Origin of the sequence: Tractidigestivibacter sp., from assembly GCF_050946515.1 — a bacterium.
Lineage (GTDB): Bacteria > Actinomycetota > Coriobacteriia > Coriobacteriales > Atopobiaceae > Tractidigestivibacter.
In genome coordinates, this window is the sequence record NZ_JBMNUX010000007.1 from 1 (window position 1) to 18,489 (window position 18,489).

At 58.5% G+C, this 18,489-nt stretch carries 13 protein-coding genes and 1 CRISPR repeat array; all 13 genes read right to left on the reverse strand.

The features are described 5' to 3' along the window. Positions 1-138: 138 nt before the first annotated feature. Positions 139-4,155: a CRISPR direct-repeat array (repeat unit 32 nt; unit sequence GTTTCAATCCACGCGCCCGCGAGGGGCGCGAC). 181 nt (positions 4,156-4,336) lie between these two features. The 13 genes from cas2 to tmk all read right to left on the reverse strand — a co-directional run bounded on the left by cas2 (position 4,337) and on the right by tmk (position 18,310). Continuing rightward, a complete protein-coding gene (gene cas2, locus ACOYJL_RS05525) occupies positions 4,337-4,627 on the reverse strand; it encodes a CRISPR-associated endonuclease Cas2 (protein ID WP_433569224.1) in 291 nt (96 codons plus the stop codon). 6 nt (positions 4,628-4,633) lie between these two features. Next, positions 4,634-5,659: a type I-C CRISPR-associated endonuclease Cas1c gene (gene cas1c, locus ACOYJL_RS05530; protein ID WP_433569225.1), complete on the reverse strand. Its 1,026-nt coding sequence runs from the start codon at positions 5,657-5,659 to the stop codon at positions 4,634-4,636. A 6-nt stretch (positions 5,660-5,665) separates the two neighbouring features. Further along, a complete protein-coding gene (gene cas4 / locus ACOYJL_RS05535; protein ID WP_433569226.1) occupies positions 5,666-6,310 on the reverse strand; it encodes a CRISPR-associated protein Cas4 in 645 nt (214 codons plus the stop codon). Positions 6,311-6,322: 12 nt separating this feature from the next. Continuing rightward, positions 6,323-7,201, reverse strand: coding sequence for a type I-C CRISPR-associated protein Cas7/Csd2 (gene cas7c / locus ACOYJL_RS05540; protein WP_433569227.1), 879 nt, complete (start codon positions 7,199-7,201; stop codon positions 6,323-6,325). 1 nt (position 7,202) lies between these two features. Then, complete coding sequence (gene cas8c, locus ACOYJL_RS05545; RefSeq protein ID WP_433569228.1) at positions 7,203-8,990, reverse strand: type I-C CRISPR-associated protein Cas8c/Csd1; 1,788 nt, start codon at positions 8,988-8,990, stop codon at positions 7,203-7,205. Further along, on the reverse strand, positions 8,987-9,664 hold the full coding sequence (cas5c, locus tag ACOYJL_RS05550) for a type I-C CRISPR-associated protein Cas5c (protein ID WP_433569229.1): 678 nt from the start codon (positions 9,662-9,664) through the stop codon (positions 8,987-8,989). The genes cas8c and cas5c overlap by 4 nt, the downstream gene beginning before the upstream one ends. 39 nt (positions 9,665-9,703) lie before the next feature. After that, entirely contained in the window at positions 9,704-12,043 is a 2,340-nt protein-coding gene (gene cas3, locus ACOYJL_RS05555; protein ID WP_433569230.1) for a CRISPR-associated helicase Cas3', read from the reverse strand. A gap of 291 nt (positions 12,044-12,334) precedes the next feature. Next, a complete protein-coding gene (rsmI, locus tag ACOYJL_RS05560) occupies positions 12,335-13,249 on the reverse strand; it encodes a 16S rRNA (cytidine(1402)-2'-O)-methyltransferase (protein WP_433569231.1) in 915 nt (304 codons plus the stop codon). Next, positions 13,249-14,292, reverse strand: a complete 1,044-nt coding sequence (locus ACOYJL_RS05565) for a glycoside hydrolase family 5 protein (protein WP_433569232.1) — start codon at positions 14,290-14,292, stop codon at positions 13,249-13,251. The genes rsmI and ACOYJL_RS05565 overlap by 1 nt, the downstream gene beginning before the upstream one ends. 81 nt (positions 14,293-14,373) lie before the next feature. Continuing rightward, positions 14,374-14,796, reverse strand: a complete 423-nt coding sequence (locus ACOYJL_RS05570) for a 6-pyruvoyl trahydropterin synthase family protein (RefSeq protein WP_433569233.1) — start codon at positions 14,794-14,796, stop codon at positions 14,374-14,376. A gap of 61 nt (positions 14,797-14,857) precedes the next feature. Further along, positions 14,858-16,510, reverse strand: a complete 1,653-nt coding sequence (gene ricT / locus ACOYJL_RS05575) for a regulatory iron-sulfur-containing complex subunit RicT (protein WP_433569234.1) — start codon at positions 16,508-16,510, stop codon at positions 14,858-14,860. Beyond that, a complete protein-coding gene (locus ACOYJL_RS05580; RefSeq protein ID WP_433569235.1) occupies positions 16,489-17,652 on the reverse strand; it encodes an ATP-binding protein in 1,164 nt (387 codons plus the stop codon). Before ACOYJL_RS05580 ends, ricT begins: the two co-directional genes overlap by 22 nt. Beyond that, a complete protein-coding gene (tmk, locus tag ACOYJL_RS05585) occupies positions 17,645-18,310 on the reverse strand; it encodes a dTMP kinase (protein WP_433569236.1) in 666 nt (221 codons plus the stop codon). Before tmk ends, ACOYJL_RS05580 begins: the two co-directional genes overlap by 8 nt. Positions 18,311-18,489: the final 179 nt, after the last annotated feature.

Below are 18,489 nucleotides of genomic sequence, written 5' to 3' on the forward strand. Positions count from 1 at the left end.
CGACTGGTACTACACAGGCATCAACCAGAGGGCAGCCTAGATGAGAAGGACTACGATAGGGACACCATCAGGCATGGGCTTTCGCTAGCCAACGCTCGTTCGTGTCGAAGGATCTCAGCCAGTTCACTCCACGTGGAGGTTTCAATCCACGCGCCCGCGAGGGGCGCGACTTAATGATTAGCAGCAATCCGTCGTCGGTCACATAGGTTTCAATCCACGCGCCCGCGAGGGGCGCGACACGAGCTGCAATATCCCGGTTATCGCCTTCCATGCCATGTTTCAATCCACGCGCCCGCGAGGGGCGCGACCCGAGGCGGAGTTGCTGCTCGACCGCTGGACGCTGTTTCAATCCACGCGCCCGCGAGGGGCGCGACTCGTGCGACACGTGTCGCGCAATTGCTCCAAACAAAGTTTCAATCCACGCGCCCGCGAGGGGCGCGACGAGCTCACGGCCGCAGTGGCGCCAGCGACGATCGGTTTCAATCCACGCGCCCGCGAGGGGCGCGACGCGCGATTCCGGTCGCCCATCTCTGAGGCGTCGTGTTTCAATCCACGCGCCCGCGAGGGGCGCGACATGTAGACGTGTTGACATCCGTGCCGTTGACGAAGTTTCAATCCACGCGCCCGCGAGGGGCGCGACGAGCTGTTCTGCACAATCGAGGTGTGGGACGAGCAGTTTCAATCCACGCGCCCGCGAGGGGCGCGACTCGACGCGAGGTCGGCGGTCTTGGTGTAGGAGCCGTTTCAATCCACGCGCCCGCGAGGGGCGCGACCGGTAGACTTCGCCGCATTCGCCGTGCTGCTTGCAGTTTCAATCCACGCGCCCGCGAGGGGCGCGACGTGAGGGCTATGGAGCATTACGGCTGGACAATTGATGTTTCAATCCACGCGCCCGCGAGGGGCGCGACACGGACTCGGGCTGCTGGCGACGAGCGGGGACATGTTTCAATCCACGCGCCCGCGAGGGGCGCGACAAGAGGACACCCAGAGCCTCAACAACGACTTCCAGTTTCAATCCACGCGCCCGCGAGGGGCGCGACAAGGTCCCGGTCGCGTCCTCTCCCCACGCCTGCTTGTTTCAATCCACGCGCCCGCGAGGGGCGCGACAGGAAATAGCGAGATTGAAGTACGTGGAGGGCGAGGTTTCAATCCACGCGCCCGCGAGGGGCGCGACACGCCCAGGTGCTCGCGCTGCTCTCAAGCATCGCGAAGTTTCAATCCACGCGCCCGCGAGGGGCGCGACACGACCTGTACAGCGCGGCGGCGATCCTGCATAGGTTTCAATCCACGCGCCCGCGAGGGGCGCGACTCGCTCACGAACCCGGACACGGCACCCTGCTGCTTGTTTCAATCCACGCGCCCGCGAGGGGCGCGACGTGGTCCCCTCGTCGATGGTCGAGCGGATCTGCTCGTTTCAATCCACGCGCCCGCGAGGGGCGCGACGGGTTCCCGCCGAGAAGTGCAACATCAGGCAGGGGTTTCAATCCACGCGCCCGCGAGGGGCGCGACGCGACTCGCGCTCGGCGGCGGGGACTGACTAGGAGTTTCAATCCACGCGCCCGCGAGGGGCGCGACCGTACACGCCCAACGGCACTGACGCGCAGCAGTGGTTTCAATCCACGCGCCCGCGAGGGGCGCGACAGACGCCGAAGGACGCCTCGCCGTCCACATCGGCGTTTCAATCCACGCGCCCGCGAGGGGCGCGACACCATCATGTCCTGCATTGCAGACTACTCTCTAGTTTCAATCCACGCGCCCGCGAGGGGCGCGACTAGAACCGCTCCCCGATGAGCACTACCTCGTCGCTCAGTTTCAATCCACGCGCCCGCGAGGGGCGCGACGTTGCACCTCCTTACCAACATTCTTTTACAAGGAGTTTCAATCCACGCGCCCGCGAGGGGCGCGACGCCCTCGACCGCATGGTGAGCGCGACCGGGCGAGGTTTCAATCCACGCGCCCGCGAGGGGCGCGACACCACCACCGAGGTCTACACCAGCAGCGCAGATGTTTCAATCCACGCGCCCGCGAGGGGCGCGACCATGACCGAGCCCTTGTGCCAGTCGTCCGTCTTGTTTCAATCCACGCGCCCGCGAGGGGCGCGACCAGCGTGCGCCCGGGATACCCGCCCTTCTTCCCTGTTTCAATCCACGCGCCCGCGAGGGGCGCGACTTGGGGTTGGTCTCTCGCACCTCGTCATCATCAAGTTTCAATCCACGCGCCCGCGAGGGGCGCGACGAGAGTGAGCAGTCCGACACCGAGACGGACCAGCGGTTTCAATCCACGCGCCCGCGAGGGGCGCGACGAAGAGGAAGAACGGGATGTCGCGCGCCATGTAGTTTCAATCCACGCGCCCGCGAGGGGCGCGACCGCCACAATCGAGAGCCTGAGCGACGTCCCACGGGTTTCAATCCACGCGCCCGCGAGGGGCGCGACTAGAGGATCTTCTCGCCCTCGGCCACGATGCCATAGTTTCAATCCACGCGCCCGCGAGGGGCGCGACAGTACAGCACCAAGGACTGGCAGGGCCCCCAGCCGTTTCAATCCACGCGCCCGCGAGGGGCGCGACTCGGCAGCGAGAAAACGTCACTTGAAGCTGCGTTGTTTCAATCCACGCGCCCGCGAGGGGCGCGACGTGACGAGCGCCTTGTACTGGTCGGACTTAAGTGTTTCAATCCACGCGCCCGCGAGGGGCGCGACCTATGCGGTCGCCATCCAGCGCGACCCGTCGAGGTTTCAATCCACGCGCCCGCGAGGGGCGCGACCCATGACCGAGCCCTTGTGCCAGTCGTCCGTCTTGTTTCAATCCACGCGCCCGCGAGGGGCGCGACCAGCGAGGTCATCAGAGGACGTGCCCATGAGCGAGTTTCAATCCACGCGCCCGCGAGGGGCGCGACGAGGGTTCGTCGCGCTTGGTGCGCCCTTGAGATAGTTTCAATCCACGCGCCCGCGAGGGGCGCGACAAGGAGCACATCATGAGCACCACCACCGCAGATGTTTCAATCCACGCGCCCGCGAGGGGCGCGACTAGCCGCTGGACTCCAGCTCGTCGAAGACAAGCGGTTTCAATCCACGCGCCCGCGAGGGGCGCGACCTGCACCCACTCAGTGCCGCTCCATCGGTAGCTGTTTCAATCCACGCGCCCGCGAGGGGCGCGACCTGCGTTCTGCCAGCACGCTCCCGCGATCATGCGGTTTCAATCCACGCGCCCGCGAGGGGCGCGACCTGCTGCCGAGGAGCTGCATGGGAGACATGAGGTCGTTTCAATCCACGCGCCCGCGAGGGGCGCGACCCAGCACGTCGCGGCACGACAAGTTCTGCACATCGTTTCAATCCACGCGCCCGCGAGGGGCGCGACCCACGAGTCAGTGGCGGGAGAGTCACGCCATGACTTGTTTCAATCCACGCGCCCGCGAGGGGCGCGACCTCGGGTGCGGGTACTGCCTTATCTCGCAGCCGAGTTTCAATCCACGCGCCCGCGAGGGGCGCGACCGTTCGCCCAGAACGTCGCGGTCGCCTTCGTGTAGTTTCAATCCACGCGCCCGCGAGGGGCGCGACCACGTCGGTCTTGGTGGCGTAGGTGGCCTTTGCGGTTTCAATCCACGCGCCCGCGAGGGGCGCGACAAGGCCCAGATGCCCCACGAGCACCACTCGGTAGGAGTTTCAATCCACGCGCCCGCGAGGGGCGCGACTTGAGGCTTACGACCGCATCGAGCGGCTTGAGGCTGAGTTTCAATCCACGCGCCCGCGAGGGGCGCGACGAGCACCACCACCGAGGTCTACAGCAGCGCAGATGTTTCAATCCACGCGCCCGCGAGGGGCGCGACAAGCTTGCGAACGCCGTGAGCGACGGGCAGAACAGGTTTCAATCCACGCGCCCGCGAGGGGCGCGACCTGGTGGAATCAACGTCTACGCATTCGGCGATGACGGTTTCAATCCACGCGCCCGCGAGGGGCGCGACCTCGGCCACGTTCGGAGACGGCAGGGACGTCACGTTTCAATCCACGCGCCCGCGAGGGGCGCGACGCGGCCCGTAGACGTCAAGTCGCTGGGCGCACATGTTTCAATCCACGCGCCCGCGAGGGGCGCGACACGCGGTTCCGGCGAGGGTCGAGAGCTTGTCGAGTTTCAATCCACGCGCCCGCGAGGGGCGCGACAGTAAAAAGATACTATAAATATTTATAATATAGATATATTGATGCAATTTTCAAGGTTCCAAACAAGACCAACTCGATGGGGCGAACTGATTAAGCGTCTTATCAGGAAAATGACAAGCGCGAACCTGCTTGCTATTTGCCACAGCTTGACCTTCGCGCAGTCTCAATCTAGCCAGCGTTACTAAATAATCAATGCCTCTTCAGGATCGTAAGACACATTAAGACCGACGCTCTCGACTCGATGATGCCAGTTGTCTCCCAAGTTATAGAAACGAAGGCTGTCTCGTTGTTCATCAATAATCCTTGTGAGCTTGTGTTTTAGCTCCTCATATTGAGCCGGATTGACCTTACACTCGAAAACCGATTTCTGCACTCGTTGACCAAATTGAGTACAGGTTTTTGCAACTCTTCGAAGCCTCCTAGACCCGCCAATATCGCTGCTGGCTACATCGTATGTAACGAGAACGTACAAGCGGCATCATCTCCAAAGCATTGCGGGATAATCATCTAAATCGCCTCTTAAATATCTTGCAAGAAGCTGCGCTTGCAGAAATGGGATTAGACCGAGTTCAACCCTATCCCCCGTAAATGGGTGCAGAATTTTTTCTTGCTTTTTCTCCTGCCACAAGCCGATGGCTTTTTTCAAAGAGGTCGAAGTAAAGCGAACGTCTTCCCCCTCTTTCTTAAAGTCGCCCGAATCAAGCTGTCTTCTATTAAAGAGTGAGATCACGAAACGATCGACTACCGGCGACCTCAGCTCTTCCATCAAATCGAGCGCCAAACTATATCTTCCAGGTCTGCTCGCGTGTAGGTATCCCCTCTGAGGATCGAGCCCGACTGAGTGACACGCTGTAGCCTCATCTCTACTAAGCAGCGTATAAAACAGAGACAATGCTGCATTAACAGGGTCTCGCGGGGGACGTCGGGACCTTCCGCCAAATGCTATCTCGCTATCGGTTACTCGCAGCAAGTGACCAAATGACGAAAAGTACGACCGAGCAGCCAGTCCTTCTGTTCCTCGGAGGTTTTCTATCGTGCAAGCCGAGATAGCGGCTTGCCTCGCTTGCTCCAATTCATTCAATGTTGAATCTACTCCGACGCTCTTGAGCTCGGGGTAATCGCGCAAATAGTGCTGAAGCACAACCTTGGAGTTGTGAATCTTGGCAACGACGAAACGTCTCGCTAACGACAAGCACCATGAGTCTGAAGCCGCGACTCGATATTGCGCTTCGCGAAGCAGAATATTCCCACTCGTCGGTCCTTCGACACGCGCCTTGTACCGTCCCGCCTCATCAAGAAGCACCACGCTCAGTCCCTTGTCTGCACACGTAGCAAGGAAAGCCGTGCTGCACCCAACGTGCCCAAATAGGACTACGCCATCCAATAAATGGAAGGGGACGCTCATTGCTGTCTTGCCGTCGAGTTTTACCTCGATTGCATCGTCCTTCTTGTGAAGATAGGCCTCAGGGTTAGTGACATACAAGGTATTAAGCAAGCACCTCATAGGCAATCAATCCCCCAAGCTTTCTCCAAATGACATCCAGTATCTTGAGACATCGTTTTGAAAAGCTTCCGGCAAACAAATGTTCTTGAGTGAGCACCTTTTACATCGAGCTTTTCGGTCAGGGGGAGGGGTAAGTCCCAAATCAAACAGTTCGTGCGCCTTTGCTGATAGGCTCCTTACACGTGTCCGCAGTCCTTCGTCGATTTCGACTTTTTCCCTTCGCCTTGTTTCACCATAAAAGAGATATCCAACGGCTATTGACGTGCCGGACATCTCTTCAAGACACATGGCTTGAGCACCGAGTTGAATCCGATCCCAATCTTCCAGCTTCGGAGCTCCGACTTTGTACTCGACGGGCCACAGCTGCAAAGAATCGTTCTCGAGAGACTCGACAATATCCGCTATTCCGTAAAGACCGAGCTCATGGCTCACGAGCGAAACGGCTCGCTCAGAACGGACACCGTCGGCACATGAATAGCCGACGGTGTCCACCCTTTCATGAAACCAGCTACCCCGTAGCGTATCTGCGCTATCCTCCCACGCCTGCTCGACATGTATCAGCGCCCACTGTCTTTCACAGAAGGCAAAATGTTGAAGCCCCGACAATGAGAGAAGATCGTCATCGCTATAGTGGGCAATGCCGGAATTCACGGGATTACCGTTCTAATCAGCAGGGGCAATGTAGTCAAAAGTATTAACAGATACACCAGACGGGACGTTGTCTGTGTCGACTTCAATCTGATAGTCGGAGAAATGGCGCGCATACCCGTCAGTGACTCTTTCAGCCTTCACTAGGTCAAAAAGCTTATGAGCGGGCGCATTGCCAAGACGACTGTCATGTTTGAAAACGATAAGCTCGCGTGACGTCATAAGACCGCGCGAAGCACTCCTGTCATTCTCGAACATGTTCATCAGCGCTTCCCAAAGAATATCAAGGTCCTCTTTAGAGAACCCAGACTTCTCAGCCAAGGGAGCCGAGACAAATCCCTCGAGACGGTAAAGACCGTAAGGAATGTACTCCTTGCGCCCCATGGTCTTTGCCTTTTCGATATCTTTGATGTTCGTGACTGCCATTCTTGTAATGCTCATCTCGGAGGGCATGACGGGCTCAACCGACTGAGAGAAGCAGAGCTGAACCGGCCCGCGAACCTGGCCGCAGTTAACCTCTGTAGTCATTACGGCACCAAAAGTTCTGATGTCATAAAAGTTGTCGCACATGAACTTAGTCACAGCGATCTGGTCTTCAATCTTCTTGGGGAGCTTTTTATCAACGGGCTTCAAATTAAGACCCTCATATGCTTCGCGGTTCAGCTCGTTTAGCACAGAGCCGTTTTGGACATAGATGCGATAGCCAGTTTTGCCAAAGCGCGTAAGGTCGACATAGTTTCTAATCTTCCGCTTGATGCACACGTCGGACACAATGCCGATGCCAGTTTCAGAGTCGATGCGGGGCATATTCCCTGCATCGGGATCGCCGTTGGGATTGCCATTCTCCACATCATAGAAAAACACGAAATCGTAACGGTTGCTAATGGGCTCCATCCTAGTTCCTCTTCTCGTCGCTCGTGGTGCTGACAGGTGCATCCTTCTTCTGGTAAAGCGCCTCTTTTTGCTGGTAGTAGCCTATGTAGAATTCGCCTTGGTCGTCATATGAGAGTGTTCTTGGGAACCCTTGGTCGTTAACGCTTCCCATAACTTGAGCAACTATTCGATCGATGCGTGCACCGTACTCGCTCTTGCTAATATGATGCTGCGCAAGCCTCAATAGCTGAGGAAACACTCGAGCAGGGGTAGTAGAAGCTGCCCCCATGTAACGGTCGCGAATGCCCGCGTTAACAGAGCCAATGGCATCAGCCTGCACCTTCTCCAATAGCGCAAAAAGACGTCCAAGCAGGTAGCCCTGGTTGGTATTGTTTTCATTTAATGCCACGGTGAGTTCCCTCTCTTTCTCTCTCCCCTGCTCTGTCCCCAGAAGCCGGTCTTTTCTAATCAGGCATGCGCGAAGAATGGCCGCGCGGGTCCCCATATCCCAGGACTTTCGTGAAGCATGGTCAACACGAGTTCTCATGACAATGTCACGAAGCAGAGTCTCTGGAAATGCCGTTCCATGTAGCAGCGCCCGCATCGAGGAGGTGATGAGAGACTTCGGGATATTCTTCCCTTCGCCTTGGGCAGCGGTCTGTGCGAGATATTCTCTCAGAGAACAGTAGCGAGCCCCCACCATCTCAGTATCATTCAGGAAGAGCTGGACGTTTTTTTGCAATGATCCCAAGCTGCCAGTCTCGAAGAATCGAACTGAAAGCCTCGCTTGGTATGGGGCAATGCCGAGCATGTAGTACTGCGTATCAGGTGGAATAGTAATGGGAGGCTTCCCTTTTGCGAGAAGGCGAAGAGACTCTTGGACAGCGTCACGAACGCTAACGTCTTCACCTCTTGCAGCAATTACAGAATTGTTCTCATCAATTCCGTCTGGATCCGCATAGAAAGCAAGGCAGTCATCAATCACTGGGTTGGCAGCATTTGTCCAGAAGCAGACGAAGTCGTCTCCCAGCTTTACATAATGCCTGCTGTCCTTGAGAACATACGAAAGGGCGGCTCCTGCTTTCTCAGCCGCTTCCGCAGAGATGGGCCCAGCAGTAGAGACTTTCTGACCGTAGGAGCAGAATGCATCAGCATTGCAGCTAACGAGCGCCGCGCCCGAGCTTTGCGCACCTGGAAGACCAGTGACCTGTGGAAAGAGCTTTGCTCTAGGTGCGATTTTTCCAGTAACAAGACAAACGCCGGACTCCTGTTGCTGCTCTAATGATTCAGCGTAATGATTCCAAGCGGCGCGAATGCCCGGGCGGTCTTGCAAATAGGAGCTATCGCCGAGAAGTCGAAACACCATGTTTGATTTTGGGTCACTCGAAAGAAACTCAGCACAAGGCTCCGGCAACGCACCAGTAGGATACTTCTCAAGCATTGAAAGATATGCACGAGCCCCTTCGTCATCCACTCCTTGGAGAACATGTTTGTGTAAATCTTCATGCATCTTGCGAAGAGTGCTACGGAATTTGTTCTCGCCAATTCCAAAAACATGCTGGGCATCGTCACAAAGGAATCCTGGAGCAGGCTTCTGACCAGACCTAGAAACGTATGCCATAGGGACAACGAGACGCAAGCCGAGTTTTCCAGAGTCATTTGTAAGGGGGATACAGGAAAGAACTTCTCCGTCAGCATTAATGACAAGCTCGTACGCAACGTTCATAGGGCACCAGTGGCGCGGGGGCATCGCGTTTGGGTCCGTTTCCTGCTTAAGGTCATACAGATCGTAGAGGTCACTGAGAATCATGCGACCACCTCTGCGCGAGAAGCAGCAACGTCAATCACTCCGTTATGCATTGAAGCCCTGAAGAAGAGCGGAGTCGGCTGAGATGGAGTGGAGAAATCCATGTCGTAGAGCATGTAGCCCAGCTCATGGTTGTCTTCGTCCGCATAGTACGACTTGGGTATTTTCTCCCCATCATCGACAAGCTCAATCGTCGCGGGAAATTCTCGACAGCCTAAATATGGATGATTGAAGCATTGACCGTTCCGAAGTCGCCTTAATGCAATGTTGTAGTGCTTGGCCTCGGTATCGCTTTCGCCCGCTCGCTCGGGGATAATCTCAAAGTGAGCGTCCACGATATAGTCGACATCGACAAGATAGAGCGTGTTCCGTTGCTGACGATCAGCTGTCGCATCAATGCCCAAGAGACCTTTTTTCTTTGATATTGCAGTTTTTGCGACACGGTAGGACGCTTTTGAAGAAACCTCATTTCTCCTTATGGTGTCGAATTTGATTGGGTTCAATACTTCGATACGATCAATCACCCATCTGATAGCCGGCTTCCAATACACAGCTTCGAGAATTCCCCTTGCTGCTGAAGGAGTAATCACGTCGTAGCTCGTTCGTTCAACATGCATCTCTGGTCTTGTAAAGCAGGCTCTCGATCCACGAATGCGTACTTTTATGCCGTATCCCATATGTCCTCCTTTCGTCATTGCGAAATCTCTAAGCATGACTTAGATAATCGCTGTCTCAATCACCCCCTCATCAACATCAAGAAGTCCGAGGTTGTCGTCGTAGAGGCGACGAGCTCCATTCCGAGTTTCAAGCACGGGAACAGGGAAGGTCCCGATTCTCCTAATACACCCAGCTTCTTCGTACTTCTTGTACTCCCACATCCGGACACTAATTGAATGTCGCTGTATACGCTGATAGAGTGCCTGATCTGAAGAATTGCGGGCTTCGATTTCTTGGAGCAGCGCCTCCCCCGTGGCACCCCATGGGACAAAGATGCTCACAGTTTCTTCGTTAATAAACTTGTAGGAGTCAGAGATTTCCTTGTATGGAAATGCGCCATTGGCAAGGTGATGCTTCAAATAATCTTGCGATGTAATAAGACCGTAGATTGGTCTGCCTTGGAATCCATCAAGAGAATCATCCACATGTCCGCTCGATTGATATCGTCTTTCATAGAAATAATCGATGCCCTCGTCAGAGAACGGGTCTTTCCCAAGGTCTTTGAAGTATTGGATTGTCTCAGTGCCGAGCGCCCTCATTCTGGAGAGCCATCCAGGCTTCTTCGGACGATTAGCGTCAAAGTCTGGGCACTCAAAAACGACAACTCTCCCTGGATGCCCAAGCTTTCCCTCGCGATTGCAGCGACCGGCCGCTTGGAGTATTGAATCAATTCCCGTAATCTCCCTATAGACAGTCGGGAAATCAATGTCCACGCCAGCTTCAATAAGTTGAGTAGAGACAACGTGGCATGGAAGCCTTTCGCTTAGGCGCTGCTTGATATTTGCGATAACAAGGGAGCGATGCTCGGGAACCATCATGGCGCTCAGATGGAAAAGACCCTCAGAATCACCCTGATAGTCGCCAAGAGCCTCATACAGCATTCCAGCAGCTTTTCTTGAACTAACGATGCAAAGTGACTGCTTGGACTCCATCAGCTCTTCGACCAGCTCAGAAAGAGCAAGCCCTTCCCCATTGCCCACGTGTTCGACATTGATGGTTGCCCGTCCGTTGAACACGTCCCTGTGCTGAGCTTTATTGTCTATGATCTGAGTCACAGATGCTGTAAATGGCCAACATTGCTGAAAGCGCGGCTGAGTAGCCGTACAGAGAACCACGCTAACATTTGCCATGGAGACAAGCGCTTCGATCATCGCAAGTGTAGGACGCAAGAGCCTGTCAGGAAGGCTCTGGACCTCGTCGAGAACGATGACGCTTCCGGCAATGTTATGGACCTTTCTGGACTTTGCAGTTCGATTGGAGAATAGGGACTCAAAGAGCTGAACGTTCGTCGTCACGACAACTGGCGCGTCCCAGTTCTGGGTGAGCTCCTTCTCCCGCAAGCTTCTCTCATTGGACTCGTCATCTTGATTAGCAGAAAAGCCATAGTCATAGCTGGAGACGTGTTCGAGTACGTTATCCGCTCCAAGCACATCTTTGAATATCTTTGCATTCTGTTCGACAATGCTCATAAAGGGGATGGCATAGATGACGCGCCTCATCCCGTTGCTTAATGCATGCCTAAGAGAGAAGTCGAGCGATGTCAGAGTCTTTCCGCTACCCGTAGGCATTTCGAGAGAGAAAATCCCTGGTTTCAAGGAAGCCATGGAGCGAGCGTGATTGAGCATGTCAGTCCTAGCGGAGTTGACGGCAGATTGGGGAGCAGAAGAGGTAACGCGGGCAAGATGTTGCTCCAGCCTCTCAAGAAGCTCTTGCAGCGAAAGCTGATGTTTGTGAGCTTCCAGACGTCTGCGATAGTTTTCCGGGCTCATCATGCGTTCTGTGTCGATCCAATCGGCATCAACAAGAGCGCTAAACAATAGATGCTCGAGAAGAAACATGTTGAAGGTTGCTTCTCGATACATCTCTTGAGAATCACGAGAAGTGTTAGGTCTTGTAGCGACCCGTCCATCGCTGCTTTCAGAAGGCAGCAAATGTTTGTAGTCAGCGAAACGATCCTCTAGCTCTTCCAGACTCGTTACGCTGGCATCTTGTTCGCTACGAGCTGTCAAGTCGCCCGAATCCGGCAGTCCAGTATGATGACCAGCAATAATCGGAGCGAGGGGTAAGCCCTCGTTAATTCGATCGTTGGGGTAATAGGCCGCTGCCAGCCTTGCACCGGCAATGGAATGATCGATTGGCGGATGTTTCCCTTCTAGACGCTGTTGAAATTCCGGACACGCTTTTCCCGCATCATGAAGCACACCCGCCGTGCGTGCCCAACTTGAAGCATGAAATGGGGCAGCGAACTTGGCAGCAAGTTCTCCTACGCTAGCAAGATGATCTTCAAGCGTCTGCCAATCGCTTTTGTCAGGCATTGAACCAGAGTGAGCAAAATACATTGGATCCAGCCTCCAATGAGATGCTGATTGTTTGCTGAAACTAAGTATAGTTGTTCACGTTACTTGTTGTAAAAGGAAGAAGGCTCCCATCCGATAAACGGTAGGGAGCCTTCTCCAAGCGTTGCAAAAAATAACCACAAGCAACGTGTTTCAATCCCCGTCGCAGAAATCCTACGACGACGCAACTCATTATCCCTCAGCAACTAGCTGACCTTACTTCACGCAATACAAAGAAGAGAATCTTAAAGAAAAAGACGAGGACAGACAGCTGGAATTCTTCAACCTGAGCTATCAAAGATTGCCGGCCTCGTCCGTTTTCTCGGAGCCCGCCGCTACGACCTTCTCGTAAGCCTCCGAGCGCGGCACGCCATACTGCTTTGACAGGCGCTTGGCCAGGGCGCTCTTCGACTCGCCGGAGGCGAGGCCTTCCGCAATCGCCTCGTCAAGCGGCATGCCTGCCGTTGCGTCTGCACGGCGGCGCGCGGAGAGCTCGCCTTCGCTGGGGGCAGAGATCACGATCACGCACTCGCCCCTTACCTCGTCGCGCTCCGCAATCTGCCTGGCAAGATCCGCCGCGCGGGCGCGCACGACCTCCTCGTGCACCTTGGTGAGCTCGCGCACCAGCGCAACGTCGCGCTCGGGAAGCGCCTCCGCTATCGCGTCGAGGGTCTTTGCCACGCGCTTAGGCGACTCGTAGAGCACGAGCGCGCCGGGGACCGCGGCCAGCTCGGAGAGCCTTGCAATCTGCTGCGAGCGCTTCCGCGGCAGGAAGCCCTCAAAGAAGAAGTGCTCCGACGAGAAGCCCGACGCAACAAGCGCGCAGGTCACGGCACTCGGCCCCGGCACGACCTCGCAGCGAACGCCTGCGTCGAGCGCGGCGTCCACCAGGCGCTGGCCGGGGTCGGAGATTCCCGGCATGCCGGCGTCGGACACAAAGGCAAGGTGTTCGCCCGCAAGCAGGCGCTCTACCAGCACAGGCACGCGAGACAAGATCACGTTCTCGTCGCAGCGCTCAAGCCGCTTTGCTCGCACGCCTAGCGCCGCCAAGAGCTTTCCGGTAACGCGCGTGTCCTCGCAGAGCACCGCGTCCGCCGCCCCTAGCGTCGAAACCATGCGGGGCGAGGCGTCAGAGAGGTTTCCGATGGGCGTGCCGACAACGGAGAGGAGCCCTTCTGTTGGGCGTGGGCAGCTGCTCTCCTCTGCCATCAGACGATCATCCCGCGCTCGAAGGTGGCGAGCGTCACGCGAGCGTCCCAGCTGGCAAGAAGGCCGGACGTCTTCCACGTGTTGAAGAACCATGCCGGGCGCTTCCCATAGAGCGCAATCTGCTCGGACGAATAGATGCGCTCGAGCGCCACGCGCCCCTCGGGAGTCATGTCAGAGTCTGCAAGCGGAAGCGCAGACGACCATTTGCCCACCATGACGGGCATGCCCGTGCGCATGGCGGCGCGGATGTGCGCGTTCTGCGCGTCCATGACCTTTCGGATGCCAGAGGGTCCCCCCACGTCCACGCCCTGCGGCGGGTTGTCCAGCTGCACGTCAAGCCACACGTTCTTGTAATGCGTCTGGGCCATGAAGCGACCCCACAGCGCTGGCACGCCGCCATCGGGCAGGATGACCAGCACGTCGTCGCCGCACGCGTTGCGAACGACCTCGTATGCGTCGCGATAGTAGTTGCGAAGCCTGTGTGCCGGAACGCCGTCGGTCACCATCAGACCACGCCTGACCTGTGGCACCACTGCGTCCGCTACCTCTATGCCATAGAAGCCCATCCTGAAGGCATACCGCTTGCAGAAGGTGCCTATCACGCGAAGGATCTCGCTGCGCGGCACGTGGCAGTCGGCAAGGTCGGGCGAGATGCCGTTTCCCGAGTTCGGCGCGCCCGCGTTGATCACAAACGCAAAGATAACGTGCAGGCCAATCTCCTCGGCCCAGTCAAGCGCCTGGTCGACGTAGTCGATGCAGCCTTGGTAGGGACCGGGCTCCGGACCCTTGCGGCCAAACACGTACCACGGGACGGGAAGGCGAACGGCATTGAAGCCTCGCGACGCAATCTGGACGAAGTCGTTGCGCTGGATGAAGCTCGAGCGGTGCGCGGAGACGACGTCGGCATAGCGACGACGGCCGAGGTTTCTGGCAAGGGTCTCCTCATCGAGGGAACCAGACTGGGCGAAAAGCTCGGGGGTGACCCATGGCTCAAGGGTAAGCCAACCTGTCAGGTTTACTCCATGAAGATGACCGTCAGCCATAAGACACCTCCGTCCCGCGGCTTGCGCCGCCAATCAAGCCCAGTTCAGCTACCTAACGAGTATATTCCTTGAATCAAACTGTTAGTCAATCTCGTAGATGGCACAGTTAAGCGGGGTTTCATAAACTTCCACCCGCGAGCAGGGAAGCCCTGCCTCGTGCAGGCGGTCGAAGAAGTAGTGAGCCAAGTTCTCGGAGGTGGTCCTGAAAGGCAGCATGGTGAGCGAGAAGCCCTCCTCCTTCAGGCACTCGATGGTCTTGTCCATGAGCGTTCCCTCTTCGACGAGGAAGGTATGGTCGAGCTCGTCAGCGAGTCCGCGCAGGACGCGCTTGAACTCGCCAAAGTCCATGACCATGTCACGCTCGGTGCCCGAATCGCCCAGCGAGTCCTGGCGCAGATAGGCAACCACCTTCCAGCGGTGACCGTGAAGGTTCTCGCACTTCCCATGGTAATCGGCCAAGAAATGCGCCGAGTCAAAGTATGCCTCGCTCTTCAGTCCGTACATGGTTCTCCCCTCAATAATGAACGTGGCCAATCGCGCCTCAGAGCGATCGACCACGCCTCTCCTACTGTTCGCTCGGAGCGCCTCCGTTGCCCTTGGCGCCCTGGCTATTGTTCTCTTGACCCTGCTGGCCGCCCTTGCCGCGACCGCGCCCTCCGCGATGCCGATGGCGCTTCTTTGGAGCTCCTCCGTCCTGCTGCTTCGTGGAGTCAGCGCTCGCGGCGCCGGTGCCGGCGTCCTTTGGCTGTGCCATATGCGCGGGCGGCTTCTGTTGCCGCTGCTGCTGCGCGGCAGCGCCACCGTGATCTCCCGGATGGCGACGGCGCGTGCGCTTGGGCTGCTGCTGAGCCTGCCGCCTCTCCTCTTGCTGGCGCTCGGCGCCCTGCTCGGCTGCGGTTCCGCTCACAGAGGCCGCGCGGTGATGGCGGCGGCGCGAGTTCTGGCGAGGAGCGGGGGCCGACGTGCCAGCGGAAGGCGCGGACGCGGTCCGGGCAGCGCCAGCGCCACGCGTGGAGGGCTTGCCCTGCTCGCCAGTGGCTTCAGGCGTCGCAGCGGCAACACGGGCGGCGCGACTCTTGTGGCGGCGGCGCTTGCTTACCGGAGCGCTCACCACATTGCCAGAGCCCCTAGCGACTCTCGAGGCAGCCGCAGCGCCATTGCCCTGCTTGGGCGCATCGGCATCTGTGGCCTCGTCGCCATGAGTGGCATGGCGACGGCGCTTGGGCTTCTCGACGAAGATGTCATTCGCGTCGACGCTCTCCTCTTCGGGCACCACGCCGTTCTTGCGGTCGAGCTCGGCAAGCGCCATCTGCACGTCAGGAGAGTCGAGCTTCTCGAGCATCTCGCGCGAGACGGTGTCGGGACGGCAAGGGCAGCCGAGCTCCTCGGACTTCTTGACCGCAGCGTCAGAGGCGGTCATGCCGGCCAGGGGCACACGAATCTGCTTGCCGTTCTCAAGGCGCAGGCACAGCTCCTCCTTGGGCGTGTCGTATTCGACGATCTTGCCCTTGCCGATGGGCGTGTTGATGACGGCGTTGCGCTTGGGGGCACGGCTCTTGAAGTCGCGGTACGCCTCGAACTCGTAGCGCAGGCAGCACATCAGGCGACCGCAGGTGCCCGAGATCTTGGTTGAGTTGAGGGGCAGGTCCTGCTCCTTTGCCATGCGGATTGAGACGGGCTCAAAGGTCAGCCCGAAGCGCGCGCAGCACAGCTCTTGGCCGCAGTGGCCATAGCCGCCCATGATGGCGGTCTCCTCACGAACGCCAATCTGGCGCATGTCGATGCGCTCGTGAAGCTCGCGGGCAAGCTCGCGCACGAGCTGGCGGAAGTCCACGCGCTCCTCGGCAGCGAAGTAGCAGACGACCTTTCCGCCATCGAAGAGGTACTCCACGCCGACGGGCTTCATGTCGAGCCCGCTCTCCTTCACCAAGCGGCGGAAGGTGGGCATGGCGTCCTCGCCCTTCTGGGCAAGCTCCTCGGCCTGGGCCAAGTCCTCGTCGGTCGCCACGCGAAGGACTGGCCTGAGCTGCGCGTTGTTTGTCTCTTCGTCCAGCTCGTCCTGGCTCATCTCGCGGGCGTCGCCCGTCGCGATGCCAATCTCGTGGCCACGCTCTGTGGCGCAGATCACGTGGTCTGCCTCCTGCGCCTCGGTGCCTGCGACGTCAAACCACAGGTCACGGGCTGCATACTTGAATTTCACCGGGATGACGGTGGGCATGTAAGTGCCTCCTTGATACCAAGAAGCATGACCTCAAGGGTCAGCTGGGATGATACGTTTTTTGCAATGCTGCCAGCGGCCTGAGACACTTCGCCAAGCGCCCGCAGGACCCCTGCCGTGCTTGCCTGGGCGGCAATGCGGTCGACGATGTCAGAGGCATCCTCGTTCACGATTGGCTCGTCGACTCCCTCGATGCGCAGCAGGACGTCGCGAAGAAGCGAGTCTGCCGCTGCGAGGACTTCCATGATATCCGAACGGCCACGCGCCGTGAGCTTGCGCTTGTTGGCGCTCTCAAGGCGCTTGCGGGCTGCCGCCGAAAGGTAGTCTGACTGCTCGGCCACTTGGTCGGTCAGGTCCTTCTCGAGCAGGCTCTGCGGGACCTGCACCTGATCGAGCAGCTCTTTGGCCGAGCAGAGCACGTCCCACGAGTCGTCGCGGGCAAGCCCGTCGATGACGCGCAGCATCATGCGGCGAGACTCTCGGCGCGGCGTGGACGCGAGGAAGTCGCAGGCGCTCTTTGGGCTTCCCGTCAAGGCAAGCGCGATGCGCGCGTCTCTTCTTGGCGATCCGCTCTTCTGCATGACCTCCGCCAGAGCGTCGTCAGCGGCAATAGTACGGAAGGGGACCACCTGGCAGCGCGAGACGATCGTGGGAAGCATGGCCTGCACCGAGCGCGCGATGAGGATGAACACCACGCCCTCGGGCGGCTCCTCGATGGTCTTGAGCAGGGCGTTTGCAGAGGCTCCACGCAACAGGCCCGCCTGGCGGATGATATAGACCTTCCCTTTCGCCCGCTGCGGGGTGAGCGCGACGTCGCTCACGAGGTCGCGAATCTGCCCGAACAGGTATCCGCTCACGCCGTCCGGGTCAAGCCAGTGCACGTCGGGATGGGTGTGATGCGTCACGCGGCGGCATTCGTCGCAAGTGCCGTCGCCGCCATTGGGGCAGACGACGCACTTGGCAAGGGCGCTCGCAGCCTCCTCCATGCCAGCTCCCGGCGCGCCTACGAAGAGGTACGCGTGGCTCAAGCGCCCTTCTCGCACGGCACCGCCCAACAGCTCGCGAACGCGAGGCTGGTCGGCAAGCACGTCAAGCGCGGCGGGCACGCCTTCGGCCTTTGCTCGGACGCCCGCGCTAGCCATTTGAGCGCTCCTCCACGCAAGAAAGCGGAAGCACGTCGGCAAGTGCCTGCGAGATGCGCGAGAAGACTTCCTCGACGGTGCCCGAAGCGTCAACGACGCGCACGCGGCTGGGATCTTCGTCTGCAAGCTGCAGGTAGCTTTGGCGGACGCGGTTTTGGAAGGCAAGCCCCTCTCCCTCGAGGCGGTCTGCCCCGCCCTTTGTGGCACGCGCAAACGCGAGCGAGGGCTCGAGGTCAAGCACGATGGTCCTGAGCGGAGATACGCCACAACTGCCAAGCGTGTTTGCCAGGCGGACGAGCTGCGCGTCAATCCCGCGGCCTCCTGCCTGGTAGGCAAGCGTCGAGTCATAGAAGCGGTCGCACAGCACGATGGCGCCGCGCGCCAGAGCAGGGTCAATCACCTGGCGAACGAGCTGAGCCCGAGCGGCCTCGTACAAGAGCAGCTCGCAGTCATCGCTCATGTCGGAGTTTGCAGGGTCAAGGAGAAGGGCGCGGATCTTCTCGCCGATGGGCGTGCCGCCGGGCTCGCGCAAGCGCACGACCTTGCGACCGGTGGACTCAAGCTGTGCGGCGAGAAGCGCCGCCTGCGTTGTCTTTCCGCAGCCGTCGATTCCCTCGAGCGTGACAAAGCAGCCGCGCGATGGCTCCGCCTGCCCCATAGCCTTCCTCTGCACCTCCCGCCATAGCGTTGTCAGATGAACTTTTTTACTCTAGCAGGTTGACATGTCAAGTTGATGCGCAGGTTTCGCAATGGCCAAATCGCAAGACCGCCGCGCGGCGCTTTGCAAGCGTGCAGGGCAAGCAAATGCCCCCACGTCTCTGCTGCTGGCAAATAACG